Source organism: Enterococcus sp. DIV0756 (assembly GCF_051710745.1).
Taxonomy (GTDB): Bacteria; Bacillota; Bacilli; order Lactobacillales; family Enterococcaceae; genus Enterococcus_A.
This window is the reverse complement of sequence record NZ_JBIOLF010000001.1, coordinates 55,561-81,959: the sequence shown is the minus strand read 5'-3', so window position 1 is coordinate 81,959 and position 26,399 is coordinate 55,561. Positions and strand designations below refer to the sequence as shown.

The window sequence follows — 26,399 nt, the reverse complement described above, 5'->3', positions numbered from 1 at the left end:
CCTTCTAATCCGAATAAACGTCTTCAAACATGCTTTCGATCGCCGGCATTGGGCTTTCTTCTGCAAAAGCCACAGCATCTTCAATCGCTTGCTTCGCGGCTAGGCGAATTTCTTCTGCTTCTTCTTCAGTAAAGATCCCTGCTGCTACAAATTTTTCACGCGCCAACTTGATTGGGTCGTGATTCTTGCGCCAGTCCTCTTCCTCTTCCTTCGTGCGGTATTTCTTAGCATCGGATTTCGAATGGCCCTTCCAACGATAAGTCATTGCTTCAATCAAGGTTGGTCCCTCGCCGCGTCGCGCTTTTTCCACCGCATCATAGGTGGTATTGATGACTTCGATGACGTCATTTCCTTCTATTGTAATACCTTCAATACCATAGGCTTTTGCCCGTTCTGATAAACGATCAACATTCATCATCGTTTTGAATGGTCCACTCATTCCGTACTGGTTGTTCTCAATGAAGAAGACGACAGGTAATGCCCAAATTGAGGCCAAGTTTAAGGATTCATGGAAGCTTCCTTCATTGGTCGAACCATCCCCCGCATAAGCCAAAGCAACGGTATCGTTCTTTTTCAATTTTGAGGTTAATGCCGCACCCGTCGCAATCGGGAAGCCGCCACCCACGATACCATTTGCGCCAAGATTTCCTGTATCCAAATCAGCAATATGCATCGAACCACCTTTCCCATTGTTGGTTCCAGTCGTCCGACCGAATAATTCCGCCATCATTTCATTGATGTTCGTACCTTTGGCGATCGTTTGCCCATGCCCGCGGTGAGTGGCGGTGATCCAGTCTGTTTTTCTCAAGACCGCTCCGCTGCCTGCCGCTGTTGCCTCCTGCCCTACTGCTAAGTGAGTCGTCCCGTGGATCAGACCCTTCGCAAAGAGCTGATCGACTTTCTCGTCAAAGAAACGAATTTCCCACATTGTGCGATAAAGCTCTACCAAGTTTTCATCCGTCAAACCTGCGCGATTTGGAATCGAGATGTTTTTCGTTGCTGCCATCATTTATGCGCCTCCATTTTTTATTTATCTTCGTCTAGTAACGTTTTCGCTGTCTCTTCATCGGTGATCAACACATTGACCAGCTTTCCTTTTAACGCTGCGCGAATCCCGCTGACTTTTTCCTTGCCGCCAGATACACCGATCCGCTTTGGAATCTGCTTCAATTCCGCCAAGCTGATCGCTAACACACGATCATTCCACGTACAATCTGTAAGCTCGCCCTCCTCATCAATAAAGTTGTAACAAATATCTCCTGAGACATTCCCAGCAGATAATTCCTTTCTTAAGGGCACCTCTTCATTCGGCAAATACGCTTTGGTCATCGTGGAATAGGCAGGCAACCCGCCGATCCCGACTAAGGCAATATCTGCTTTTTTTCCTTTGTCAAAAACATTTTTGATAAAGGACTGTGCCATGAATACCTTTTTCGCTTCAGCTGAATCCACGGTGATCGGTGCATGCAGCTCCAATACCGATCCGCCGCTCTTACGGGCAAATATTTCGCAGACCACGTTAGCCTGAAGTGCGGTATGTTCTTGACCTAAACCACCAACTAATGGGATAAAACGGATATTTTCCATTTGATTTTTCGGCAAGAAATTTTGTGCCGCCTCATGAACGACCATCCCAGCAGAAACACCGATCGTTTCGTCTCCTTTTAAAATGCGAGAGAGATATTTTCCAGCCGCAATGCCAATTCGTTTATTCAACATTTCAGCTGCTGCCGGGGCGATACAAATCACCTCAGTCAGCCCAAATTTCTCAATCAACTTCTCCTCTAACAAACGATAAGGATGAACCAGATCATCATGTATAATAATTTCTACCAATCCTAAGGAACGCGCCTTCGCTAAATACTTAGAGACTAGTGAGCGACTGATATTGAATTTTTTTGCCACCTCTGATTGCTTGGCTCCTTCTTCGTAATACATCGAAGCGATCTCCGTCAATAGTCGTGCATCATCGGAATAACTCATTTCTATTTCCTCCTAAGCGAATCTCTCTTAGTAACGTCTAGTTATTATCATATGTTCCTATATTTAACATATGTCACACTGTCATCATAAGAGCCTTTACTCTAAGAGTCAACGCTTTCAACAAATGTTTTTCTTCACAAGCCCATCTTTATAAAATGTTCCAACGAAGCGATTTCCGTAACAAATGTTACGGCTATTCACAAACTCCTTGATACGAGCATTTAGCTGATAGCAGATAAAAAAATTCATAGTGAAAACCATAAATTATTGGATTACTGCAGACCAATAAGGAGGATTTTCACTATGACTTATTTCTAATACACACTAAGAACTGACTTACATTTTGATTATCAGCATTCACTCTCTAAGAAGTCAGTCGCTGTAAGCATACGCCTTTTTCTCTTATGGAAGTCCTAGCTCTCCTTCTCATCCTTATCATAATTGATAGCTATCCTAGTTAAAAGACAACCTTTTTTCATCATTAATCATGAAAGAACAAAAATACGCCTCTTAAATGCTTTCAAGTACTTGTTGACAGCAGGCATCCATATTAAATTTTGTAATGAAGGGCGTGCCATCAATAACCGGAATCGTCGTCGTAAATTGCGGCTGACCGATCGCTACGATCGCAGAAGTCTCTTCTGTTACTTCCGTTACATCGTAAATACTTTTTCCTTCAACACGTACTGCGACTCCCTGGTCCTTCATAAAGGACTCAATATAATTGACTGCAAAGTTTCGTTTATTTTCTGAGGTACCTGTTACAACTAAAATATTTTTCATATTGTCTCCTTAATAGGTTCGACCACCGTCTGCCAAAATAATCTGTCCATGAATATAGGAACTCTCAGGACTTGCCAAAAACAATGCCAGATTGGCGATGTCTTCTGGTTGACCAATGCGCTGAATCGGAATCTTCTTCAGCAATTCCTCGCGACTCGCCTCATCAGGATAAAGCGTATCTAATATATCCGTCTGAATCACCCGTGGCGCAATGGCATTCACATTGATCCCCCGCGGCCCAAATTCTTTCGACGCGGCGCGCATCAAGCCATGCTGCCCCGCTTTTGAAGAGGCATAGTGCATACCACCACCAGTTCCAGTGATAGCTGAACCGGAGGTAATGAAGATGATCTTCCCTTGATTGTCTGAGAAATGTTCATAAAAAGCCTTCAGTGTATAGAAGGAGCCATCCAAATTAATGCGTAACACCCGCTGCCACTCCTCGATCGAAATTTCCTTTATCGAATGCAAATAACTGATCCCCGCATTGATCACTAAAACATCTATCCGCTGAAAGTGCGCCCAAACCTGCTCACTTGCTACCTGCAATGAATCTGGATCTGAAACATCTGTTTTAATAAAGCGTGACTCGGCGAAGGCTTGAGAAAATTCAGCCGCGGTTTGTTCCCCGCTGATTTGGTCAAAGTCCAAGATCACTGTATATGCCCCAGCTTCTGCAAATTTTCTCGCGATCGCCTTCCCAATTCCCTTAGCTGCTCCCGTGACTACCGCAACTTTACCTTTCATAGGACTGCTCCTTTTTCATTTTAGTGTTAGTTTTATTTGTAGAAGAATGGCTCTGTCGGATGTTGCCAGCTTCAGCTTAAAATATCGACGATTTTTTGCACATCTGCTTCGATCCCCACACCTGTTAAAAAGGATAAAGCCCGAATCACAGGAATATCGTCACTTTCATAGGCCGTTGTGGTTACGACTAAATCAGCCCCATGGATCTTTGACGGCAACTCAGCTACTTTGCATTGTTCAACCGTTGCGGGGATATTGTTTTTTTCCAACTCTTCTTTTACGCGCATGCATACAACTGTTGATGTGGCAACACCTGTTCCACAAGCGATTAGGATATGTTTTTTATTCATTTATCTCGGCTCCTTTAACTGTATTGTCTGGATCATCTTTTCCTGTTGGGATTCCATATTGCTTTTTGATATCATTCCGCGTCCAGAACCATAGCGCACCGTACATTACTAGGGCGATGGCCCCTGCCATAAAGGCTGGCAAATTTGATGGATCAATCAATTTCAGCATAATCCATAAGGTAATATGGGAGCTCATGTCGATTCCTGAGATCATCGTCGCTCCTTCTGGGAAGGCAAAACCTACCGCATGAGCCATGGTCGTTGTCAACGCGCCTAAATTCGTCGCGATGAATAAGACGATACAAATCGATGCGATCGAATTCAGCAAGCCTCTAAAAATATTGCCCTTTGAAGCTGCCACAGACCAAATCACAGTAAATGGCAATACCGCTAAATCAGCAAATGGTAATAATCGATTGAACGGTAGAACTGCCGCTAACAAAATCGTGATTGGTACCATTAATAATGCCACGGTAATAATCGCTGGGTGAGCCGTCACAACTGCCGCATCTAACCCGATATAAACCTCTTTTCCTGGGAAGCGTTTTTGGATAAAGGTTTTCGCACCTTCCGCGATTGGTGCCAAACCTTCCATCAGTAAAGCCACCATTCTCGGCATCAAAATCATTACCGCAGATGTTTGCACCCCTAGTTGAATGATCTCTTGAGAAGAGTAGCCTGCCAGCAAGCCCATACCAACACCTAGTACCAATCCGATCATCATCGGTTCCCCAAAAATCCCTAAACGTTCTTTTAGATTTTTCGCGTTGATGTCAATTTTGTTGATGCCAGGAATTTTATCCCATACACGATTCAACGCGTAAGTCAGGGGCGCAAAGTTGACCGTCTCTCCATGAGGCAACGAAATTCCCGGCAATCCGAAGAAATGCTCCACCGCCGGTGCTGTCCAATCGGCTAGTTTGAAAATAATGAAGGTATTAATCAAGGAGCAAACAATCGCGATCCAAATCGAGTTTGTCGCATAATAAATCATCGCCCCTGGAAAAATTAAGTGCCAATAATTCCATAAATCCACGTCCATTGTTTTGGTCAGATTGAAACGCAGTAGAATAATATTAAAAATAAAGATAACTGGAATCAAAATCACTGCAATCGGTGTGGCAAAGGTGATCGCTGCACCAATCGGCCATCCAACATCTAAAATATCCAATTGCAGCCCTAAACGTTCAATCATCGCCTGAGAGGATTTCCCGATGGAATCTGACAACAAACCAATAACTAGATTCAATCCGGTAAAACCAATCCCTACCGTCAACCCTGCGCGAAAAGACTTACTTAGTTTCTGTCCTAAGATCAAACCGAAAATGGTCAGGATGATCGGCAGCATCGCAGCCGCACCAAGATCCAAGATATAATTAACTCCCGCCTTAAGCATATCTAACATTTTTTCTCCTCCTTGTTCTTATCACTGAATGGTTTTCAATAATTGCTCCACCTCAACAACCTGCTCTTTTGCCTTAAGTAACTGTAAGTTTTGCTCGTCCTGACATAACAACATTAGCTTTTGCAGCATGACTAATTGGTCTTCCGGCTGTTTGATAGCCAGCATAAAAATAAGTTCAACGTCCAAAAAAACATCCTTGCTGGCCATCATTTCAAAAGTCACCGGTTTTTCTAATACGCCCACTAAAAAGCCCGCTTTTTTAACGTGGATCGAATCCGTATGAGGGATTGCGACACTGATCCCTTTTGTCGGTAGTCCAGTAGGAAAAACACGTTCCCGTTCGATGACGGCTTTTTGATAGCTCTCATGAACGAAACCCGCCTCAATCAACACTTCACTCATTTTAGCCAGCAGCGCCTCTTGCTCCTCCTCATCGAAGGAATAATACAAAAATTTTTGGTTTTCTTTTCTCAGTAGTTTATTCATAAGGAAACCCCATCACTTTATCTTCTAATTTTCTTAACTGGTTCATGACCGCTTCTTCCGATCGGCATTGATCCATCACGGATAAGAAATTTTCTGTTGCTAGAATCTCTGTAAAATAGTACAAACAAGTGCCGATCGAGACTCCCTCCGGTAAAGAGAAAGCAATGACATATTTTACCGGATCATTTTTCTGATGATTAAAGGAAACTGGCTCTGCCAACCGAACAAAACTGGCACCGATTTTCTTTGCACCATGTGAAAACTCCGCATGGGGAATCGCCACTCCCGGTGAAATCACGATATAAGAATCGTATTCCACCACCATTTGAATCATCGCTTCAATATATTCTTGAGTGATCAGCCCATCTCTTAACAACAGATCTCCCGCATTGGTCACCGCTTCTTGCCACGTACTGCATGTCTGATCCAATCGGATACGATCAAGGGTGACAATCGATGTTAATCGACTAATTTCTTGTGTTTCTGTTGAAAGCCGTTCATTCAATTGATTGAAAGCTTCAAGATCACCTAAAAAATTTTGATACTCCCCAGCGTCGAGATACTTCTGAATGATTGGTAAAAAGTCTTCAATCATCGCTTCTTCCTTCGTGATCAAATATTCTTGATCAATAAAGTGACGCGGCTTGATTTTATATAAAACTTTTTGAATGCGGATAATATCTTGTTCCGTCAGAATGGGATTCACAAGAACAACTGGAGAATGATCAAACTGTAGCGGAACCGTCGTGACAATCAAATCTTGGTCCTCTGGCTGAATCTTTTGCAATACATGAGAAGAGTCTACTGAAACGACCTCAATCTGTGGGAACGCTGACAATAATTTCACTTTAATCAACTGAGCCGTCCCACTACCGGAATTGCACACTATGCGTAAGCGAATCTGTCCTTTTGTTTGCGTATGACTGCTGTTTTCTACGATAGCCATCACATACATGACGATAAAAGAAAGCTCATTTTGCTGAATGTCAACTTCTAAATAAGCCTCGATTTTACTCAAATTGCGTTTAACAATTTCAAACATTTCTGGATACGATTGATAAATCTCATCAAACAGCACATTGACAATACTGTCCTTTAAGGAAAGCCGATAGATCATCAACTTCAAATGATTTTCCAATAAGTCAAAAAGATCACTGTTCAAGTAATACTTGATATCCATTTCTTTCGCTAAATTGAAGATGAACTCATTGATTAAAATTTGTATCTCGATTGAATTAATTTTACGTCCATTATTTTTGATGTAACTCTTCCTGCGCAGCACAGAAATCAAATAATCCAGTTCTCCAGTAGTTGTGGTGATAGCGAAACAGTCCTCAATCTTTTTCAAGATCGTTTGTGCAAAACTGGACTTTGAACTCTCTCGGATATCCTCTATAACATCAGAAGCTTCAATAAAATGGTCCACTTTAATGCGCTCAATCATAATAATTAAATAGCAGATCACTTCTTGATAGGAAAAATCAGATAATTGCAGTTGTTCTTCTTTTTCTGCTTCCATTAACAATTGGCTCACTTCTTGATAGCGGGTGTCTGGATCAATAATTTCCAGCAAAAGGTTTTGGAAAATATTATTCTCCCAACCCATGGCGTAGTCATAGCCATAATCGAACAAGCCATTAAAAATCACTAACTTAGTCATCGCAGAGCGGATATCGACCTCAGCCCCTGCCACCTTGTAGCCTTTTCCGATATGAGAAAGCAGGACCAAATTATTTTTGACAAACCATTTTTTCAACGCTTCAATATCGCTAACTAATGTGTTGCGGCTAACTAAGAGGTATTCAGAGAGATAGTACGTCGTCACATAATCACGACTGGTGACCAGAAGCAATGCTAGAATCGTCCGTCTTTCATCGAGAGTTAAATGATAGTGTTGGAAAGACGCATACGTTTTGAATAATTCCTTTAAATCAACCTCCTTTGGTATTTGTAAAAATCCATCTTCCAAATAAATCGCTCTATTTCCATTATTGCTTTCCAATTGAAAGTTGATCTCTTTAATGTCGTTGCGGATCGTCTGTTCGGAGACATTGAACAACTTGGCATAATTCGCCAATGAGTCTTCTTTTTCATGCAAAATATCCAATAAAATTTTATTGATTCTTCTGTTCATCACTATCACCTCTACACCTTTAATTGTATCTGCCTCCTATTATTTCACAAGACCAATCCTTTTTGTTCATTTCTCAAAAGAATTGTGATAGATGGCTGCTAAGCTTTTATGATAGGCTTGGCATACAAATAATAGAACTCTTTTTAATAACAATTTCAAACAAACAAACAGTCAAGGAGGATGTTAAATTGAAAGCATTAAGAAAATTATCAGCTGGTTTTGGACATGTAGAATTATGTAATATAGACGCCCCTTCTCCTAAATGTGACGAAATTATAGTTAAAGTAGTATATAGTGGGATTTGTGGATCAGACATCCATGCTTTAAAAGGAGAATATAACAAGAAAATACCATTAACACTCGGCCATGAGTTTATTGGTATAGTTTATGAAAAAGGAAATAAAGTAACAAACTTCTCCATCGGTGATCGAGTAGTCAGTGAGACAACCTATGAAGTTTGTGAAATTTGTCCACACTGCTTAAACAAAGAATTCAATCTTTGCAGCCAGCGAAAAGGACTGGGGACACAAGTAAATGGAAGTTTCGCAACGTTTGTTTCAGCAAAAGCCGACCGCTGTCATCATCTGCCGGACGCACTGCCGGATGAAATCGCCGCACTATTGGAGCCACTCGCTTGTTGCATTCATGCCGCAATGGAAAAAACGACGATCAAAGCAACGGAAAAAATCGCAGTCTTTGGCCCAGGACCCATCGGTGTTTTACTCGCGTTAGTTGTAAAATCATTTGGGGCTGAAGTTACGCTTATCGGCATCACAAAAGATACCCATCGTTTGGCAAAAGCTCAGGAGCTCGGCATCCTTCACACTATAGACAGCCAGACAGAAGATTTATCCGCCCTCGTCAATAAAACCACCAATGATTTGGGCTTCGATCAAGTCTTTGAATGTTCTGGCAGCCCGCAAGCGTTGCAGCAGGCGCTGGAAATCGTTAAGAAAAAAGGAACAGTGATTCAAGAAGGACTGTTCGCAAAAAATCCTGTGCCAATCGACATGAGTCTGCTATTAAATAAAGAGATTCAATTGATCGGCTCGCGGACCCAAAAGCCCAGCTCATGGCACAAATCACTGGAATGGCTGGAAACGTCAAACGTGAATCTTTCTCCGTTGATTACCAAGATCCTGCCTTTAGACCAATGGGAAGAAGCGTTTAAATTAGCGATGAATGGGGAGGAATTGAAGGTGCTGCTGAAGCCTGAGTAATCCTAACAATTTTTTTTCTTATCTTATTTATTAAGTAGCGATTTGGTTGATACAAAAACTGTCTGCCGAAATTCGGCAGACAGCTTACAAAAAAGTTTTCTGATAATTTGTTCAATCTAACATCCTAATTATCCTGTCAAAAATTGATGCCTTAACTCTTCACCTGACCATAGTCTTTAAAGACTTCAACCGCCGTTTGAATCTGCTCGTCATTCAGCTTCGAGATTTTCCCGCCATAGGAATGCGCGATAGACAATGTTTTCGCAGCTTCCTCTAAATAGACAGCAGCATACAAGGCTTCCTTCAAGCTTTTGCCGACTGTCACGACGCCGTGGTTTTTCAGCACAACGGCCAATTGATCACCGATATGCTCCACTACCGCATAGCCCATATCAATACTAGCAGCCGAGCTATAGGGCGCTACATTAACTGGACCTTTTGCGGTGTTAGCAAGTGTTGTCACATCGCAATCAATCCGGTCCACCACTAGACCAATCCCAGTTGCGTAAGGTTGATGTGTATGGATCACTGAATTGACCGCAGGCATCTGTTGAAAAATATAACGAATCGCGATCGTATCAACACTAGGCCGACGCGTTCCTTCAATGATATTTCCATCAAGCGTCAGCACCAAAACATCGTCTGGCACCATTTCTTCATACATCATCCCACTAGGGGTCACCAATAAGGTATCTTCATCGACCCGCAGACTCACATTGCCGCCGGACAACGAAATCAGTCCGTAGCGATCCAACTTGATTCCCGCTGCAATAATTTCTGCTTTCTCTTTTTCTAACATCAGCTGGCCTCTTTTTTCTTTTTGACTTGCGTATTATACGCTGTGTTCACTCTTCTGGCACGTGCCTTCAAAGATTCCGGATGTTTCTCATATTCCATATCCAGTAATAATCGAAACAGCTCCTGCCCGTCAGTGTAATTTTTCGTATTCAGCCAATAGCGCCCTTTCACTATTCCGCCGCCATCCATCCGTAAAAACATTTTTCCAGCCGTTGGAAACTCGCGAATTTTAAAGCTTTTTAGCTGAGCCAAATTGTACGCATCTTTACGGTTAAAGGAACGTAACGTCAACATATCGCCGTCCACATAGACTTCCTTTGGCGTTACTTTTGCCACAAGCGCGTTCCAAAAGCTGTAAAAAGCTACAATGCCGACTAAGAACATCAATGCTGGTATTCGATTAGTGATAATTGAAGCAAGAGCAATGAGGAAAACAATCAATGAGACTACTCCTGTAACAGGGACATCGATAAAATATAACGTTTTATCATACTCAAACCGTTTCACTTGTTCTTCCTCCTTCATACAAAAGAATTAAGCAGCTTCTCCCCCATCATGAAGTTGAGAGGCTTCTTTTTTGATCCGATTACGGTTCCAAATCGCCATCGCCGCTGCAATAACTGCTCCAACTCCGGTACCAATATAGCCCAGACCATTTAAGCGGACTAAGGCCCAAGTCAATGGGTTGGCACCATCACAGATAGATGAAATTTGCGAAGCACCCTCTGGCATTTGGAAATTCACATTGTTCGCAGCCGTCGTAATCATCGGTGCTAAATCGGTAGCGATCCACAAGCCGAAAACTAAGACGATTAATCCCACGATTAGACCTCTAAACCCATTTTCTTTTACGATTGGTGTGATTAATACGAACATCCATGGAATAACTGCTAAATCAGCAAATGGCATCACGGTATTTCCTGGTAAAACCACCGCCAAGAAAATCAATAATGGAACCAAGATAAATGAAATTGCTAATGTTACGGGGTGTCCTACACCAACAGCAGAATCTAAACCGATATAAATTTTCCCGCGATTTTGGAATCTTCCTTGAATAAAGTCGCTGGCGGCATCACTAATTGGGATCAAGCCTTCCATTAACAACGCAGCCATCTTAGGAATCAAGACTAAAACAGCGCCTAATGAAACCCCGAGAGTCAAGACCTGTGTCACATCATAGCCTGCGATGATCCCAATAATGATTCCTAAGAAGGTTCCCACTAAGATCGGTTCGCCAAAGACACCAAATCTTCTTTGAACTGTGTCCATATTGATATTGATATCTCTTACCCCTGGAATCATGTCGATCAGTTTATTGATGACCATCGCGATCGGCGCATAGGCTGTCGTGAAGCCATGGGGCAATGAAACACCCGGCAGATCTAGTGATTTTTCTACCTCTGGAGCGGTAACGTCTCCCAAAACCATAATAATTACCATGTTCACCACTGCTGCAATGATTCCTAACCATAACGTATCAGTAATGATCGCCACTAGAGCTCCTGTAAATGCAAAATGCCAATAATCCCAAATATCTACGTCAACCGTTTGCGTTGTATTTGTCAGCAGCATCACAATATTTACCAATAATCCCAACGGAATGATGATCAATCCCACTGTGGATCCCATAGCGATCGCCGCAGAAGCCGGCCACCCCACATCAATTGTCGAGAGACTCAAACCATAGCGATCAACCATTGCTTGTACAGCCGGTGAAAGACTGGTCCCTAATAAAGAGTTGATGACCAAATTCAAACCAATAAAACCTACTCCGACTGTCAGACCTGCCCGAAGACTCTTCCCAACACCTGTTCTGAAAGCGCAACCAATAATGAAGATAACAATTGGCATGACAACGGATACACCCAACCCCTGAATAAATTGAAACACTTTGATGATAGCATCCATGGATTATTCCCCCTCTTTTTTCCTATTCTTGACTGTTGCTTACATCTCCATCAACTCAATGATTCGATCGATTGTCGGTTTTGTATTAACACCCGTTAAAAAGCACACACCTGATACAGATTCACAGTCCAGGTCCTTTGGTATCACTGTCGTGGAAATCAAGAAATCATAGTTTGACGCCTTGTTAGGTGCTTCTGAAATCTTGCATTGCGTAATCTTGTACTTTCCTTTGTATCCATTCTCATCTAAAATCTTTGAAATTTTTCCATTTACCGCTGTCGATGTCGCAATGCCTGAACCGCATGCCAATAAAATATTTTTCATTTTTCCCACGTCCTTAATTTAAATTCTGCTTCATTTTTTTGACGGCTTCCGCTGCCGTTTTTGCTTGGATAATTGCTAAGACCTTTTCATCTTCTTGAAACATATCAATCAATGCTTGAAGAAATTCTAATTGTTTTTTAGGCTCCTTGATTGCTAGCATAAACATGATCTTTACTGGTACTAAAACCTCCGGCGAACCCATCATTTCAAACATCACTGGATTCTTCAGAATACCGATCGCCATCGATTGCTTGAAAACATATTCCGAATCCGTATGCGGGATCGCTACCCCGATATGTTCTAACGGCAGGCCGGTCGAAAATTCTTTTTCACGCTCTTGAATTGCCTGACTGAATTCTTTATTAACACACTGATTTTTTTCAAGGCAACCTGCCAACGCCGCCAAAGCTGAAAAATTATCTGACGCATCTATATCCAAATCTACCAAATGTTCATCTAGATACATTTCATCCCAAAAGTCAGCCACCTAGATTGCACTCCCTTCCCCCATCACTAATTCCAAAAGTGTCTGTTTATCTGTCACTTGAATCAACTGCGCTACATTCTCCTCCTTCTCGATGAATTCAAGCAATCCTGTAATCTTACTCTTCGCTGCATTAATATCCGTATCTGAAATTGCAAAAAATAAAATGACATTGACGTTATTGATTCCCCAGTTGATCTTTTTATCTAAAGTCATGATTCCAATCGATGTTTGATTGACCTCACTTGGGTCCGCATGGGGAATCGCTACACTGACAGAAAAACTAGTATCACCTAATTTTTCCCTAACCCAAACAGACTCCCCAAATTTTTCTTTCGCGATTCCAAGCTCTTGATATTTTTGAATCATGAAATTTAAACATTCTTCTTTGTTCTCAACCCGTTTTCGCAGAAAAACAAGTTCGGGATTGATCCACTGGTGCTGCACCTGCGATTTCTCCCTTGCCGTTGCATGGTACCGTTTATAGTAGGTATGGACAATTCGACTGATTTCCTCATCTTTGATCATAGGAGAAATGTGCACGACATTCCTTGCCTTTACATTTGAATCAGTTGTCACTACGACATCACGCGAATTCAACGATACCTGTTCGAATTCCTTCGTGGTTAATTGGATCACTTTGTCGGTGTGGGGAATGATTCGGCGAATTTTTGTATAGATCAAATCACTGGTAATCAACCCGCGGGAAAGAACGACATAGATATTGCGGAAACTCACACCATATTTCCGTTCCAATGACACTTGGAAATAAATCACTAAAAAAGATATCTCATCTCCCGTTATCTCGATTGAAAAGCGTTGAGCTAAACTACTAGTGGCATAACACATCATTGAATACAACAATAAATAGCGGTTTTTGATTTCCTCCATAAAAGGATTCTTGATGAGAATATTGCGACGCAGACGATAAATCATTGGGACAATGTGGCTCATCAACGATTCGTGCAATTCTTGATCACCAGAAAAATCGATATTCAATAGATTGCCCAGATCCGCCATTAGTTCTTCCACTGCTTCTTGATAACAGTCGCTGTACTGTTTGCTTGATTTGTAAAAAGGCTTGATATTCATGGCGTATAACGTTTCAGATAAATGATAAATGTCAGGATACCAAAGTTCGATCGCACTATTAGCAGAAATGAAGGCACAGATTTCATAGGTCTGAGTATAAAGTGCCAAATCCTCCAATTCGTTTTTCTTCTTCTCTTCGATCGTCATATGACAGCCTTGCTCTGCACGCGTAAGTAAACATAAAAAAGTAAGAAAAATTGCTGAAAAATATTTATTTGAAATATCGCTGTAGAACATGTCTGAAAATTTTTCTAAGGTCTCCTTGACCAGTTGAATCTTTGGCGGTGGAAAATAATTCTCTAATTGAAGCAATAGCTCATCATTATTTACCAACAAAGTATCTGGAAATTTAGTCATCAAAAAGTTTTGATAGGCTTGTTGCACATCGGGTTCCGCACCAATAAGCAAAACATTTCGCCGATTTTGAGAAATTTTCACATCAAAATGCCTGAGATAGCGCTGAAGATAATCCAAGTCCTTCTTTAATGTAGAATCGGAAATAAAAAACGTATTTTCCAGCTCTTCAAGTAACTGACCCTCAGAATGCATAAATAATTCTCGAAAAATCGCTTCTCTTCTTCCTAAAACATCATAAATCTCCCCATCATTTTCGATCGCCAGATCACCGATTTGGCTGACTGTCCCTTTGGTCCCCACCAACTTGATTCCATGCCGTGGTACCTTTACGATCTCGATCTCTTTTTTAACTAGCTCCTGATTCAAAAAATTCACATCATTCAAAATAGTTCTAGTAGAAACCTCCAGCTTCTCACTAAAATAATTGGTTGTTTTGTAATCGGTTTCAGAAAGGAGCAGGGACAATAATTGATTGCGACGTCGCATACTTTTTTCCATTTTCTCACCTCCTTGTACACTTTTAAGGACCCATTCCCTCGCCTTCAGCTTAAACAGATAGCAAACAAAGAAACTGACAGCTTCACCATCCCTTATATTCATCATAGTAAATTTTTCGCTTAGTTAAAAGACATCCTTTTTTCATCATTAATGATGAAAACTTTAATTAATAAGAATCATTCCCTTTTGAAAATATTTATGAAATTCTTCCCATCGAGTTAGCAGATATTTTAGACAAAAAAATTGCTGATCCCTAAGATCAGCAATTTTTCATACTATTTTTTCCATTCATCGACTTCTTTTTGGTGCTCTTTGATCCAATCTTTAGCTGCTTGTGAAGGAACTTTGCCTTCATTGATTGCCAGCATGACACTCTCCATGTCCTTTTGGTCCCAATGGAAGTTGTCCAATACTTTGTAAGCTTCAGGCTGATCGTCTTTCAAACCCTTGCGTGCCATTGTATGGATCGATTCTGCACTGCCCATCGCATTTTTCGGATCTTCTAAATATTTCAATCCGTATTTCGCAAACATCCAATGTGGTGACCACCCAGTGATTACGATTGGCTGCTTCTTCTTGATCGCTTGACCAAGTGCTACGGTCATCGCACCTGACGATGAGGTAGAAACCTTCCAATCGGCTAAGTTCGGATAAGCCTTCAGCGTATTTTCTGCTGCATTCACTACACCGGCACCAGGCTCGATCCCAGTGATCGTTTTATTGGCTTGATCGCTCAACTCTTCAATCGAATTGATATCCATATAATCAGGAACAACGATCCCGACTTTGGCACCCTTCAAATTGACGCCTAGATCATCGACTTGATCTTTGTATTGAGCAAATTGAGACTTGTGGGTATTTGGCAGCCAAGCAGCCACCATCGCATCAGATTCACCTTTGGCGACAGATTCCCACATGATTGCATTATCTAATGGCGTCATGTTGACGTTGTAGCCCATTTCTTTCAGAACTTCCCCGACAACATGGGTAGAAGCCACTTCGGTATCCCATTCCACATAAGTCAGATTGATCGTACCTTTGTTTTCGTTAGATGCTCCGCCGAACCCAAAAGAAGCCAACAGAACAATTGCTGCTACGACACCTGCCGCAATTCCAATTTTACGTTTTTTGGTTTTCGGCATTTTTTCAGCCGCCTGTTGTTTTGGCTTATTGATGTTTTGCGTAAAGCGGTCAATGATGATCGCCAGAATTACTAAAGCCAGACCATTCACAAACCCATTACCAACTTGCGCCCGTTGTAAGGCAGACAAGACGCCACGACCTAGACCGGGAGCTCCGATCATAGAGGCGATCACGACCATGGACAAAGCAAGCATCGTTGTTTGATTGATCCCTGCTAAAATTGTACTTTTGGCTAATGGTAATTCCAATTTAAATAATTTTTGTTTCGCAGTTCCACCAAATGAATCAGAAGCTTCCACCAACTCTTTGGGAATTTGACGAATTCCTAAATTGGTAAAACGTACGGTTGGCGGCAAAGCGAAAATCACGGAAGCAAATACTCCGGGAACCATTCCAATCCCGAAGAAAGCAACGGCTGGGATCAAATACACAAATCCAGGCATCGTCTGCATAAAGTCCAGAATTGGTGTAATGATCTTTTTCGCTGTTTCGTTTTTTGCCATCAAGATCCCTAATGGTACCCCAATGATAATGGATAACAAACTAGATAAAAGGACTAAAGTGACGGTACTCATCAAATCAATCCATAACCCTTGATTGTAAATAAAGAGCAATCCGATCAATGTAAAACTCGTCAGTCCCCATTTCTTATTGGAGATGAAGAATGCGGCAACTGTCAAAACGAGAATCAATAGTAACGGCGGAATCATCGTCAACAGATTAGTCATCCCATCCATCAAAAATTGTCCGGCATGCTGCAAGGCTGAGAACAGTCCCGCGAAGGTTCCTGTCAGCCAGTCTGTAAAGCCTTCGACCCAATCTGCAACAGGCAAGGCTTGTTGTAAGATATTAAGCATGTGCAACCTCCTCTTCTGTTTCGGTATCTGCTAACGCCTCTAGCACACTACCGCGAATAACGACGCCAACTAAACGGTCGCCTTCAACAACAGCCAGTGGTGCCGGCGAATCAAAAATCAGATTGAAAATATCGGTGACCAGCATATCTTTCGGTATGCGGCGGACATTTTTATCAATGACCTCTTTCAGCTCTAAATTATTTTTACGTGCTTCTCGTGCCTTATCCGCTGTTAAGCTGCCCTTCAACTTACGCTTGCGGTCAACAGCTAACAGCATGCTGACTTCTTCTTTACGCATCCGGTTCAAGGCAACATTCGGGCCATCAACTTCGATATTGGTCGTCAAAGCTGGCACCATGATGTTTTGTGCCGTGAGAACCTTCGAGCGATCCACGTCTTCCACAAAATCACGAACATATTGATTGGCGGGGTGGGTCAGAATTTCTTCTCCAGTACCGATCTGCATGATTTGACCATCCTTCATCAAGGCAATCCGATCCCCAATCCGTAACGCTTCATTTAAATCGTGGGTGATAAAAATAATCGTTTTTTGCACGTTGGCTTGTAAATCCAACAATTCATCCTGCATTTCCCGACGAATCAATGGGTCCAATGCTGAGAAGGCTTCATCCATCAATAAAATTTCTGGATCATTGGCTAAAGCCCGCGCCAAGCCGACCCGCTGTTGCATCCCACCGGATAATTGATTTGGATATTGGGCCTTAAAGGTCAATAACCCCGAATTGTCTAATGCTTGTTCAGCCAATGCTTGGCGTTCAGCTTTTGGCACACCTCGCACTTCCAGGCCATATTCTGTATTTTCTAAAATCGTTCGATGAGGAAATAGGCCAAAATTTTGAAAGACCATATTGATTTTATGGCGACGCACTTCCCGCAGTGCTTCCTTGTCCATTTGGGCAATATTTTCTCCATCGATATAGATCTCACCAGAAGTTGGATCGATCAGTCGATTTAATAAACGAATCATTGTCGATTTTCCGCTGCCGGAAAGTCCCATTATGACAAAAATTTCTCCTTCTTCGACTTCAAAACTTGCGTCATATACACCAACCGTTGCACCTGTTTGCGCCACGATTTCATTCTTGTCGCGGTTCTCTTTAATCATCGCAAGTGCTTGTTGCTGCTTCTTACCAAATATTTTAGTCAGATGTTCTACCTTAACTTTACTCAAAAAATATCCTCCTTTAAAAAGTGACCATACTACACTAACACCATGTGGTCACTTTGTCAAAGAAGATGCAGAAAATTTTCAGTAAACAAAAAAAGAAGGTCCAGGCCTTCTTTCATGATTGAGTTATTTTTCTGGATAAAACAAATGCTGCATTCGTTGCAATACCAGCTCATCACCAACAAAAAACAGCGTATCACCTGCACAAATTTTCGCATATGGGCCGGGGGATAACAGTAATTCATCCTTTTGTTGGATCGCGATAATCGTAGCACCAGTCTCGTGCCAAATATTTAAGTCATTAACCGTACTATCCAAATGAATCGCCTGATCAGTTAAGGTTAATTCATAAGGAACGAAAGGGGCAACATTATGAACCCGCTTGGTTTGAGCAAGTAATTGATTCAATAGTTGGCTCACATGCTCCAGTTCTTTTTTTTGTTTCTCAACACTTTCTTGAAGCTCATTTTTTATTTCTTGAACCGATTGAACATCTTGATATTTTTCAAAATAGACTTTGGCTTTTTCCCGTGATAGGACATATGCGCCGCTGCCATGCCGCACTTCCATAATTCCAAGATCAACCAACACATTGATCGCCTTACGCGCCGTCTCGGGAGAAACGTTAAAATTACTAGCTAGCGTTGAACGTGCATGAATTTTTTCCCCTACCTGATAGCGCTGGTCAGCGATTCGTTCAGCGATTTCTACTGCTACTTGCTGATAACGCGGCAGCAAGATACGCTTCTTGTTTTCCCCTTCCATCTCGATCCCTCTTTTTCTGCAGAATTCTTTCCAAGCATAGCACATTTTTTTAGGAAAAGCTGTAATCATCGGAATTACTCAAAGATGAAGATGTTAGTGCTTTCGTTTTTAGAATTTGTTCATAGAGGCTTTTTTTAAGAGGGTATCTTTCGCAAAAATTTTAAAAATAAGCTAAGCTGTGTCAGATTATTTTTTGATTTAGGAGTGATTTTTTGCATTTTATCATGGGTATTATTGGGTTGGTCCTTGTTTTAGCATTAAGTTTCATAATCAGCAGTGATCGGAAAAAGATTCGTTATTCCCCGATTGTGATTATGCTGGTTTTGCAGTTTTTACTAGGTTTTATTTTATTGCGAACAACTGTAGGAACAACGATTGTTAGTGGTTTAGCTGGTGTGTTTGATGCACTCCTGCGGTTTGCTGGCTCTGGGGTTGATTTTGTTTTTGGCGGAATCGCCAACAAAGGCAGTTTCCCTTTCTTCTTAAATGTCTTGATGCCGATCGTCTTCATTTCTGCAATCATCGGAATTTTGCGTTACATCAAGATTTTACCGCTCTTTATGAAAGGAGTCGGTTTGGGTCTTAGCAAAATCAACGGCATGGGCAAACTGGAATCCTACAACGGAATCGCTTCAGCGATTTTAGGTCAATCAGAAGTTTTTATTTCCATTAAAAAGGAACTTCCTTCTTTGACTGAACAACGTTTGACGTCCATGAGTATCTCGGCGATGTCTACGGTTTCGATGTCGATCGTTGGGTCCTACATGGCGCTGATCCAGCCACGTTATGTAATCACTGCGCTTGTGTTGAATTTATTCGGCGGCTTCATCATCGCATCGATCATTAACCCCTATCAATTGGCAGATGACGAATTGGTGATTGAAGAGGATAAGGAACAGACCTTTTTCCAAATGTTGGGGGAATATATCTTGGACGGCTTCCATGTAGCGATCACTGTGGCAGCGATGCTGATCGGTTTTGTGGCGTTGATCGCCATGATCAATTTCATCTTCGCCAAAATCACTGGTCTAACCTTCCAAGAAATTTTAGGTTATGTCTTCGCTCCATTAGCGTTCATTACGGGGATTCCTTGGAATGAAGCAGTCGATGCAGGGAGTTTGATGGCCACGAAACTGGTGACAAATGAGTTTGTTGCCATGACAGAATTAGCCAAAGGAAGTTGGAACTTCTCCCCTCGTACGACAGCGATCATTTCTGTTTTCTTAGTTTCCTTCGCCAACTTCTCCTCCATCGGAATCATTTCCGGTGCCATGAAGGGCTTGAATGAAGAAAAAGGCAATTTAGTTGCTAAACATGGGTTGAAAATCTTACTAAGTGCCAGTCTGGTCAGTTTCCTGAGCGCTATTATTACAGGTTTGATCTTTTAACTAAAACAACCGTCAAGATCCAGCATAAATGGGGCTTGACGGTTGTTTTTTGTCAATTTGAGCAAAGCTCCATAAAATCTCGAAATGTGGTTTGCTTCGCCAGTTTTTTCACCTGAGAAGCATCGCTTAACATCTGTACGAGCTCTTCAAACAGCTGTTCAAAGGAATTATCCCGTTCCTCCTTAAGCGCTAACAGCAAAACCAGCTTAACCTTCTTTTCCTTCCACTGCACCGGTTTTGCCAATGAGCAGATCGCTACCGCATTTTTCTTTGCTTCACGTTTGATGGCATGAGGCAGCGCGTAAAAATCGCCAAACGCCGTACTTGATAATGCCTCGCGCTTTAAGACCTTTTCCACATAATCCTTCTCACAGTAATCTTTTTGGTATAATTCCTGACAAAGAAATTGAATCACTTCTTCTCTGTTGGTGAACTCTTTTTGCGGGAAAAATAACTCTTCCTTGAGAAATGTCGCTAAAACAGAGGGCGTTTGATTTTCTGCGATCAAGATCTGCTGGATCTTTCCCAAATCAGCCTCTGTCAAAAAGGCTTCATAACGATAGATCGGAATGGTTGTTTTCAGCTCCAAAGGCTCCGTTGTTAAAATCATCGACTTGTCTTCTGTTATTTCACTTGTCACAGCAAAAATCGATTCGGCAACAGACAGCTCGATATCGAAGTCTTGGATCTTATTCAACTGATTCCTTACAACTCGTTGATTTCCCACACCATAAGGTGAGACTAGTAAAATCCGCTTTTTCTTATGGGCACGAATATTTTCCAAAGCTGAAAGAAAGTGCAAGGAAAGATAAGCCACTTCGTCTTCTGGAAATTGAATGTCTAGCTTCTCTTGAAGAAATCCCGACGCATAAACACTTACGTTATACACAAAAGGAAACTTGCTTTTGATTTCATCCAATAATGGGTTCACTAAATATTGCTGATGGGCAGAACGCTTGTATAAAGCCGAAACATGCGTCAATAGGTAGTCATTGATTTTCTCGTCTTGAGTAAAATCAATCAAAAAAATCGAATCAATACTGGCTAGTAAGCTTTCAATAACCTTTTTTAACTCCTTATCAGCTAAATCCTCGTCAGAAACAAGCGAGCCAGAATAGAGACGATAAATATAGGCATATTCTTTTTCTGGGATCTCAACATCAAAGCTCTCCTCTAAGCGTTTAACCATCGCCAGCGTCAACAGCCAGCTCTGGTTCTTTTCCAATACGCTCTGAGAAGCATTCAAATAGCTTTTTTTGCTCACTCGCTCTAACAATACCGCGAGATGCAAAATAAATGAAATCGTCGAGAAATCATTGATGGCAAAGCCCTCTTCTTGATGGACTTGAACAACCGTTTTAGATAATTTCGCTAAATCAATTTCTTCAAAGTAATCTGAATAATTGTCTAAACTCAATTTATTGGTCTCAATTTCCTGATTTAAAAATAACGTAAAAATTCGACGTTTAGCAGCTTCATCGCCTTCGATAAATAATTGATTTTGCTTTCGCTTAATCAAAAGCCGCTGGTCATTCTTGGCAATTAATCCATTCAATTCTCTAACCATTCGATCAAGGGTGGACTCACTGATAAAAAACTCGTCGGCTAATTCGTAAAAATCACAAGATTTTTGATCTAATAAACGTGCCAGCAACTCAAAAGAAATATTCGCTGGTTGTTTTTCCAATTTTACTTGTTGAAACAAGGTGTTCTCTGGATTTAAAAAGAACCCCGATCCCGCCTTTGAAAGAACAAGCGGCAGCTCCGAAAGTTGGTTTAGTTGTTGAATATCATTCCGTATCGTCTTTGAAGAAACACCCAGCTCTTTTGACAGCTGACCCGCAGTAGAAGGTTGTTGATTTAGGGACAATTTCTCTAGAATTTTTTCTTGCCTGTGAGAAATATTCACTAGGGATCCCTCCTGTAAAATAAGTGGCTTTTGCTTTATTAAATACCCCAATAAAAGCATAGAGGGCTCAACCCTCTACGCTTTATTATAACATCATGCTGATTCTGACTCGCTCTCTTTTTCTAATTGAACAAGATTTTTTTCGTAGACTTTCAAGAATGGATAGTACATGATCCCATCAAGAACAATTAAAATCAATACTAAAACAACTGCTCGCCAATCCATCGTAGATAAAAATGCCCCGATTGGTGACGGCATCTGCCAAGAGAAGACAGCGAAGGTTTTTCCGACGATCCCCCACGACATACATAGATAGGTAACCACCGCATTAAAGACCGAAGTAAAGATGAACGGGAAGAAGAAAATCGGGTTTAGCATTAACGGCGTCCCAAAAATCATTGGTTCTGAAATACCAAAGAAGGAAGGAATCAAACCAATTTTTCCAACCGTACTCAACTGCTTAGACTTCGAACGCATCATTAAAAAGGCTAAGGCTAACACAGAACCTGAACCGCCGATAATGACGAAATAAGTCCAAAAAGGTGTCGTGAAAATATTGCTTAGATCAGCACCCGCCATTTTTTCCGCCGCATTAATCGATAGATTGCCATCGCGGATTGGTCCTAAAATTCCGGCCAAGGCCGCATCGTGAATACCAAAGAACCAGAACAAATGAATCAAAAAGACACTGATGATCGTAAACGGTAAGCTGTCGGCAGCCTTGAAGCTCGGCGCCATAATATTATACAAGAATTGAACGGCTGTCGTATCGAAGGCATGGAAAATGATGAAGATCACTGAAAAGAACGTCATTAAAACCAGCCCAGGAACCAAAGCAGCGAACGTCTCTGAAAGGGACGCAGGAACACTATCTGGCATCTTGATCCGTCCGATATTTCTTTTGCGCATCCAATGATAGCCTTCTACTGTAACGATTGCCACAAAGAGTGACAGCAAGATTCCTCGGCCATCCAAAAAGCTGATTTCAACTTCTTTGCCGTCCCAGCCCATTTTCAATGGCGTCAATACTAGCATTAGGAAACCAACTAGAGCAAACATCATTGGTCGTAACACATCTTCTTTATAATGGCGACACAAGAAATAGGTCACCCCAACACAGATAAACAAGGCCATGGCACTCAAGGTCACACCGCTGATCCAGTTCAAAACTAAGCCGTTTTTCTCAGCAAAGCTTGCCCAAGCCAGCAGGAAACCATTTTTCGTATCTTCAGTCACTGGCGGTGCATTCAAAATAATCGGAATCGATCCAAACAAGGTGATCGGCAGCATAGACATAAAGGCATCTCGGGTAGCCTTTAAATGGCGTTGCTGACTCAATTTATTTGCTAATGGTGAGATGTATTTATCCATCGTATCGCTAAATGTACTAAATCCCATGACTACTTATCCTCCAATCAATTTCTTGATATCCTCATACACGCCTTTACCATCCATGATTCCGTATTTCATTGGTGAGATCGCCTCAACCGGCACATCAACCGCCGCTTCGATCTGCGGTTTTAAGAAGCGAATTTGCGGACCGATCAATACAAGATCCACACCCTCTAGAAAATCTTGATATTCAGATTCACTATAGGCACTAACCTCTAAAGTATGATCTGACGCTGCCTCAATTTTTTTCGCTAACATCCCGGTTGACATTCCCGCGTTACAAACCAACATGATTTTTTTCATTTTCTCGTCTCTCCTTATTCAGATTAATGGATTTATTTTTCTTCCAGAAAAATAAGTCTGATTTTCATGCCGTATACCATCCAACTATGTTGTTCCAAGCTTTTTGTTGATTTTAATGCTATTTTTTATCACTAGCTAAACAGACTGGGAAAAGTTGGACTGGCATCCTTTTTCAGATTAATGGATTTATTTTTTCTACCAGAGTCGTATTCTATTCAAATGCTCTTCTTTGGATTTTCTCGCCATTGCTTTCAATGATGTCCTTGAACCAATAATAGGAAGCTTTTGGTTTTCTGATTTGTTCCTTTTCAAAATCAACTGCAACTAAGCCATAGCGTTTCTCCACACCATTTTTCCATGAGTATAAGTCAAACGATGCCCATGCATAGTAGCCACGAATATCCACACCTTGATCCATCGCATTCATAATAGCGTTAATGTGATCATTCATAAATGAAATTCGGTAATCATCGTTTACTTGATCGACGGTCACATCTTCTCTAACGCCAACACCATTTTCAGTCACATAGATCGGCAAGTGATAGCGATCCCACGCTTCAAGCAAGCCATCCTGTAAGCCTTTTGGATAGATTTCAGTATCCCATGCAGTAAATTCACTGTTAGGGTCCTTCACCTGTTCAAACCAACCTTTAATAACAACCTTACTCTCACCTTTTTTCCCGGAATGATTGAACACCAACTGTGTTTCGCCTCCGGTATAAGGTTTCACTAATGTGCGTGCATAATAATTTAGTCCGATAAAATCGACGGTATTTTCTTTGATGATCCTTAGTTCTTCGGTTTTCATGAAGCTGATATCGTAATCTTCCGCCAGCTTAGCTACTAGATCAATTGGGAACTCACCTAAAGCCGCCGTGTCTAAAATCCAGTTATTGCAATAATTATCTGCATAGCGCATCGCGACCCTTGTTTCGATCGTATCATCAACCCCATTAACTGGTGTATAGCTATGAACGATCCCCACCTGACCAGGATAATTTCCTGCTTTAAAAGCCCTAACGCCTAGCGCACTAGCCAACATCACATTGTACGCTCCAACCATTGTCTTTTGTACATCCTGCAAACCTGGTGGATAATTTCCAATGAAATAGCCGTTGGCAATAAACCATTTCGGTTCATTAAAGGTTGTCCAGTTGCGTACCTTATCCCCAAAATGCTCGAAGCAAACCTTTGCAAGATGCTCAAAAGCGTAAGCCACTTTATTATTCAGCCAGCCACCTTCTTCTTCCCAATACTGAGGAAGATCCCAATGATAGATCGTCACGAATGGTTCGATATCGTATTTATGACAAGCATCTAGTAAACGTTGATAGAAAGCGATGCCCTTTTCGTTGATCTCACCTTCTTTGTTTTTAATGATACGTGGCCATGAAAGTGAAAAGCGATAAGAATTCTGTCCGCCTTCTTTCATCATCCGAATATCCTCTTCAAAACGATGATAATGGTCACTGGCAACATCGCCATTTTCCAAATCGTTCTCATGTAAATAGCGATCCCACATTGATTCGACCTTTCCATCTACATCCCATGCACCCTCACACTGATAAGAAGCTGTTGCGCCGCCCCACAAAAAATTTTTATCCATTAATAGTCTCCTTCCACTTATATAACTCGCCAAATTCACCAATCATGTCCACTGCGATATCCGTTGATGTTAAATGCCCTTCTGCGTGTACTAGTAAAAGATCTACTTCATCCATGCGCTCTTCAGCTGAAAGTCTGCGAAGCATCTCTGCATGTGCCTTATGTGCCATTCGAATTTCACTTTTAGCTGATTGATATTTTTCTTCAAAAGTTTTAAAATCTCCTTGTTTTACTGACTGCAACGCTTCGTAGGAATCACTTTTTGCATTGCCTGCATGTAAAATGATGGCCATCGAATCCATTTCTGTTCCCATTCGTGCTTCTTCCAAGTAAACTCCCTCCTCGTTTTCTATAATCCAACTATAAAGCGTTTTCTAAACGAGTTAAATTTTTTATTTTCCACATTGAAGTGGAAATTCCTTTTCTTCAAAATCCGTACTAGCATAATTTCCATTAAAAAAAGAGCCGCACAGCTGTGCGACTACTTTTAGATGGTTTTTATTACTTTTAACTTAATGAAGTATCCTTCGGCAGATTCAACGACTTGTTCTATTTTATGATGCGGAACAAATGTTGATTCATCCACTTCTAATAGTGTGACTTCTTTTCCAAAGCCGGGGACACCTATGACTAAATTTTCGGTCTCTAAATGTAACTGCATCACATGCTGCAGTTGCTCAGATAATTCTAGCAATACTTTTCTTTCCTTATTTTGATACCAAGACTGCTGATGCATAAGTCGCAAGCCACTTCGTAAAATCGTATGTTGAACTGTCTCTTGTCGAATGACCTTTTTCCACATAAGCGACTTTTTAAGCTACCTTTTCTTCCATTGTAACCGTTACTCTAACACCTAAAGAACGCCCTGCTTCAATAAACTTTTCTGCTACTTCTTTTGGACAATCTAAGTAAAAAACAAAAGCAGAATAATCTTTTGAAAATTTTTCTAAAAATCGTTTTCCTTCTTCTAACAAAGAGCATCCAGTCAAACTTTCATAAAAAATAACCTGCTTGTTTCGTAAGAAGGTCTGTGGCAATTGCTTCTTCACTCCAACAACCGCTACTTTCTCCCCCTGATAGTGACGTTTGATGTGTGTCCATATTTGTTGCGCTGGTTCCGCTTTCTTTTCAAGAATAAACAATTCATTAACTCCCTTTCAGTTTTAATTCATTGCTTGCAGGAAATAGCCCTGCTGCTAATCGATCATGCAAGACCATCACCTCCCATTCTTGCTAAAAAATAACAAACCATATTGTATCTATCATACCAGCTTCTACT

Annotated in this window: 26 protein-coding genes; 2 read left to right on the top strand and 24 right to left on the bottom strand. The window is 41.3% G+C overall.

Going from position 1 to position 26,399, the window contains the following annotated elements:
- Positions 1-4: 4 nt before the first annotated feature.
- The 8 genes from IGI44_RS00400 to IGI44_RS00365 form a co-directional block, all read right to left on the bottom strand.
- A complete protein-coding gene (locus IGI44_RS00400; protein WP_438785793.1) occupies positions 5-1,009 on the bottom strand; it encodes a thiamine pyrophosphate-dependent dehydrogenase E1 component subunit alpha in 1,005 nt (334 codons plus the stop codon).
- A 17-nt stretch (positions 1,010-1,026) separates the two neighbouring features.
- Positions 1,027-1,983 (bottom strand): sugar-binding transcriptional regulator, encoded by a 957-nt coding sequence (locus IGI44_RS00395; protein ID WP_438785792.1) that lies wholly within the window; start codon positions 1,981-1,983, stop codon positions 1,027-1,029.
- A gap of 510 nt (positions 1,984-2,493) precedes the next feature.
- On the bottom strand, positions 2,494-2,766 hold the full coding sequence (locus IGI44_RS00390; protein ID WP_438785791.1) for a hypothetical protein: 273 nt from the start codon (positions 2,764-2,766) through the stop codon (positions 2,494-2,496).
- A gap of 9 nt (positions 2,767-2,775) precedes the next feature.
- On the bottom strand, positions 2,776-3,513 hold the full coding sequence (locus IGI44_RS00385; protein ID WP_438785790.1) for an SDR family NAD(P)-dependent oxidoreductase: 738 nt from the start codon (positions 3,511-3,513) through the stop codon (positions 2,776-2,778).
- Between the two features lie 71 nt (positions 3,514-3,584).
- The gene (locus IGI44_RS00380) at positions 3,585-3,863 is read right to left on the bottom strand and encodes a PTS sugar transporter subunit IIB (protein ID WP_016179363.1); all 279 of its coding nucleotides are present in this window, start codon (positions 3,861-3,863) and stop codon (positions 3,585-3,587) included.
- The gene (locus IGI44_RS00375; RefSeq protein ID WP_438785789.1) at positions 3,856-5,268 is read right to left on the bottom strand and encodes a PTS galactitol transporter subunit IIC; all 1,413 of its coding nucleotides are present in this window, start codon (positions 5,266-5,268) and stop codon (positions 3,856-3,858) included. The genes IGI44_RS00380 and IGI44_RS00375 overlap by 8 nt, the downstream gene beginning before the upstream one ends.
- Positions 5,269-5,289: 21 nt before the next feature.
- The gene (locus IGI44_RS00370) at positions 5,290-5,754 is read right to left on the bottom strand and encodes a PTS sugar transporter subunit IIA (protein ID WP_438785788.1); all 465 of its coding nucleotides are present in this window, start codon (positions 5,752-5,754) and stop codon (positions 5,290-5,292) included.
- Positions 5,747-7,888 (bottom strand): BglG family transcription antiterminator, encoded by a 2,142-nt coding sequence (locus IGI44_RS00365; RefSeq protein ID WP_438785787.1) that lies wholly within the window; start codon positions 7,886-7,888, stop codon positions 5,747-5,749. Before IGI44_RS00365 ends, IGI44_RS00370 begins: the two co-directional genes overlap by 8 nt.
- Positions 7,889-8,076: 188 nt before the next feature.
- Between IGI44_RS00365 and IGI44_RS00360 the strand changes: the two genes are divergently transcribed.
- The gene (locus tag IGI44_RS00360; RefSeq protein ID WP_438785786.1) at positions 8,077-9,108 is read left to right on the top strand and encodes a zinc-binding dehydrogenase; all 1,032 of its coding nucleotides are present in this window, start codon (positions 8,077-8,079) and stop codon (positions 9,106-9,108) included.
- Positions 9,109-9,259: 151 nt separating this feature from the next.
- Here the strand turns inward: IGI44_RS00360 and IGI44_RS00355 are convergent, their stop codons facing one another.
- The 9 genes from IGI44_RS00355 to IGI44_RS00315 all read right to left on the bottom strand — a co-directional run bounded on the left by IGI44_RS00355 (position 9,260) and on the right by IGI44_RS00315 (position 18,523).
- Positions 9,260-9,907, bottom strand: a complete 648-nt coding sequence (locus IGI44_RS00355) for a class II aldolase/adducin family protein (protein WP_438785785.1) — start codon at positions 9,905-9,907, stop codon at positions 9,260-9,262.
- Entirely contained in the window at positions 9,907-10,413 is a 507-nt protein-coding gene (locus tag IGI44_RS00350) for a hypothetical protein (RefSeq protein ID WP_438785784.1), read from the bottom strand. The genes IGI44_RS00355 and IGI44_RS00350 overlap by 1 nt, the downstream gene beginning before the upstream one ends.
- Before the next feature lie 27 nt (positions 10,414-10,440).
- A complete protein-coding gene (locus tag IGI44_RS00345; RefSeq protein ID WP_216406355.1) occupies positions 10,441-11,814 on the bottom strand; it encodes a PTS galactitol transporter subunit IIC in 1,374 nt (457 codons plus the stop codon).
- A gap of 39 nt (positions 11,815-11,853) precedes the next feature.
- Positions 11,854-12,138 carry a PTS sugar transporter subunit IIB gene (locus tag IGI44_RS00340; protein WP_438785783.1) on the bottom strand — a complete coding sequence of 95 codons (285 nt, stop codon included), beginning with the start codon at positions 12,136-12,138 and terminating at the stop codon, positions 11,854-11,856.
- Positions 12,139-12,151: 13 nt separating this feature from the next.
- Positions 12,152-12,625, bottom strand: a complete 474-nt coding sequence (locus IGI44_RS00335; protein ID WP_438785782.1) for a PTS sugar transporter subunit IIA — start codon at positions 12,623-12,625, stop codon at positions 12,152-12,154.
- The gene (locus IGI44_RS00330) at positions 12,626-14,569 is read right to left on the bottom strand and encodes a BglG family transcription antiterminator (protein ID WP_438785781.1); all 1,944 of its coding nucleotides are present in this window, start codon (positions 14,567-14,569) and stop codon (positions 12,626-12,628) included.
- A gap of 275 nt (positions 14,570-14,844) precedes the next feature.
- Positions 14,845-16,569 (bottom strand): ABC transporter permease/substrate binding protein, encoded by a 1,725-nt coding sequence (locus tag IGI44_RS00325; RefSeq protein WP_438785780.1) that lies wholly within the window; start codon positions 16,567-16,569, stop codon positions 14,845-14,847.
- On the bottom strand, positions 16,562-17,761 hold the full coding sequence (locus IGI44_RS00320; protein WP_438785779.1) for a quaternary amine ABC transporter ATP-binding protein: 1,200 nt from the start codon (positions 17,759-17,761) through the stop codon (positions 16,562-16,564). Before IGI44_RS00320 ends, IGI44_RS00325 begins: the two co-directional genes overlap by 8 nt.
- A gap of 123 nt (positions 17,762-17,884) precedes the next feature.
- The gene (locus tag IGI44_RS00315; RefSeq protein WP_438785778.1) at positions 17,885-18,523 is read right to left on the bottom strand and encodes a GntR family transcriptional regulator; all 639 of its coding nucleotides are present in this window, start codon (positions 18,521-18,523) and stop codon (positions 17,885-17,887) included.
- 224 nt (positions 18,524-18,747) lie between these two features.
- Between IGI44_RS00315 and IGI44_RS00310 the strand changes: the two genes are divergently transcribed.
- The gene (locus IGI44_RS00310) at positions 18,748-19,911 is read left to right on the top strand and encodes a NupC/NupG family nucleoside CNT transporter (RefSeq protein ID WP_438788881.1); all 1,164 of its coding nucleotides are present in this window, start codon (positions 18,748-18,750) and stop codon (positions 19,909-19,911) included.
- Between the two features lie 52 nt (positions 19,912-19,963).
- Here IGI44_RS00310 and IGI44_RS00305 read toward each other — a convergent pair whose 3' ends face one another.
- From IGI44_RS00305 to IGI44_RS00275, 7 genes are all read right to left on the bottom strand, one after another.
- Complete coding sequence (locus tag IGI44_RS00305) at positions 19,964-21,820, bottom strand: BglG family transcription antiterminator (RefSeq protein ID WP_438785777.1); 1,857 nt, start codon at positions 21,818-21,820, stop codon at positions 19,964-19,966.
- Positions 21,821-21,913: 93 nt separating this feature from the next.
- Positions 21,914-23,218: a PTS sugar transporter subunit IIC gene (locus tag IGI44_RS00300; RefSeq protein WP_438785776.1), complete on the bottom strand. Its 1,305-nt coding sequence runs from the start codon at positions 23,216-23,218 to the stop codon at positions 21,914-21,916.
- Positions 23,219-23,224: 6 nt separating this feature from the next.
- The gene (locus IGI44_RS00295) at positions 23,225-23,515 is read right to left on the bottom strand and encodes a PTS sugar transporter subunit IIB (protein WP_102872034.1); all 291 of its coding nucleotides are present in this window, start codon (positions 23,513-23,515) and stop codon (positions 23,225-23,227) included.
- A gap of 211 nt (positions 23,516-23,726) precedes the next feature.
- Positions 23,727-25,121 carry a glycoside hydrolase family 1 protein gene (locus tag IGI44_RS00290; RefSeq protein WP_438785775.1) on the bottom strand — a complete coding sequence of 465 codons (1,395 nt, stop codon included), beginning with the start codon at positions 25,119-25,121 and terminating at the stop codon, positions 23,727-23,729.
- Complete coding sequence (locus IGI44_RS00285) at positions 25,114-25,449, bottom strand: PTS lactose/cellobiose transporter subunit IIA (RefSeq protein ID WP_438785774.1); 336 nt, start codon at positions 25,447-25,449, stop codon at positions 25,114-25,116. The genes IGI44_RS00290 and IGI44_RS00285 overlap by 8 nt, the downstream gene beginning before the upstream one ends.
- Positions 25,450-25,607: 158 nt before the next feature.
- The gene (locus IGI44_RS00280) at positions 25,608-25,922 is read right to left on the bottom strand and encodes a hypothetical protein (protein WP_438785773.1); all 315 of its coding nucleotides are present in this window, start codon (positions 25,920-25,922) and stop codon (positions 25,608-25,610) included.
- A gap of 10 nt (positions 25,923-25,932) precedes the next feature.
- Complete coding sequence (locus IGI44_RS00275) at positions 25,933-26,262, bottom strand: hypothetical protein (protein WP_438785772.1); 330 nt, start codon at positions 26,260-26,262, stop codon at positions 25,933-25,935.
- Positions 26,263-26,399 lie beyond the last annotated feature (137 nt).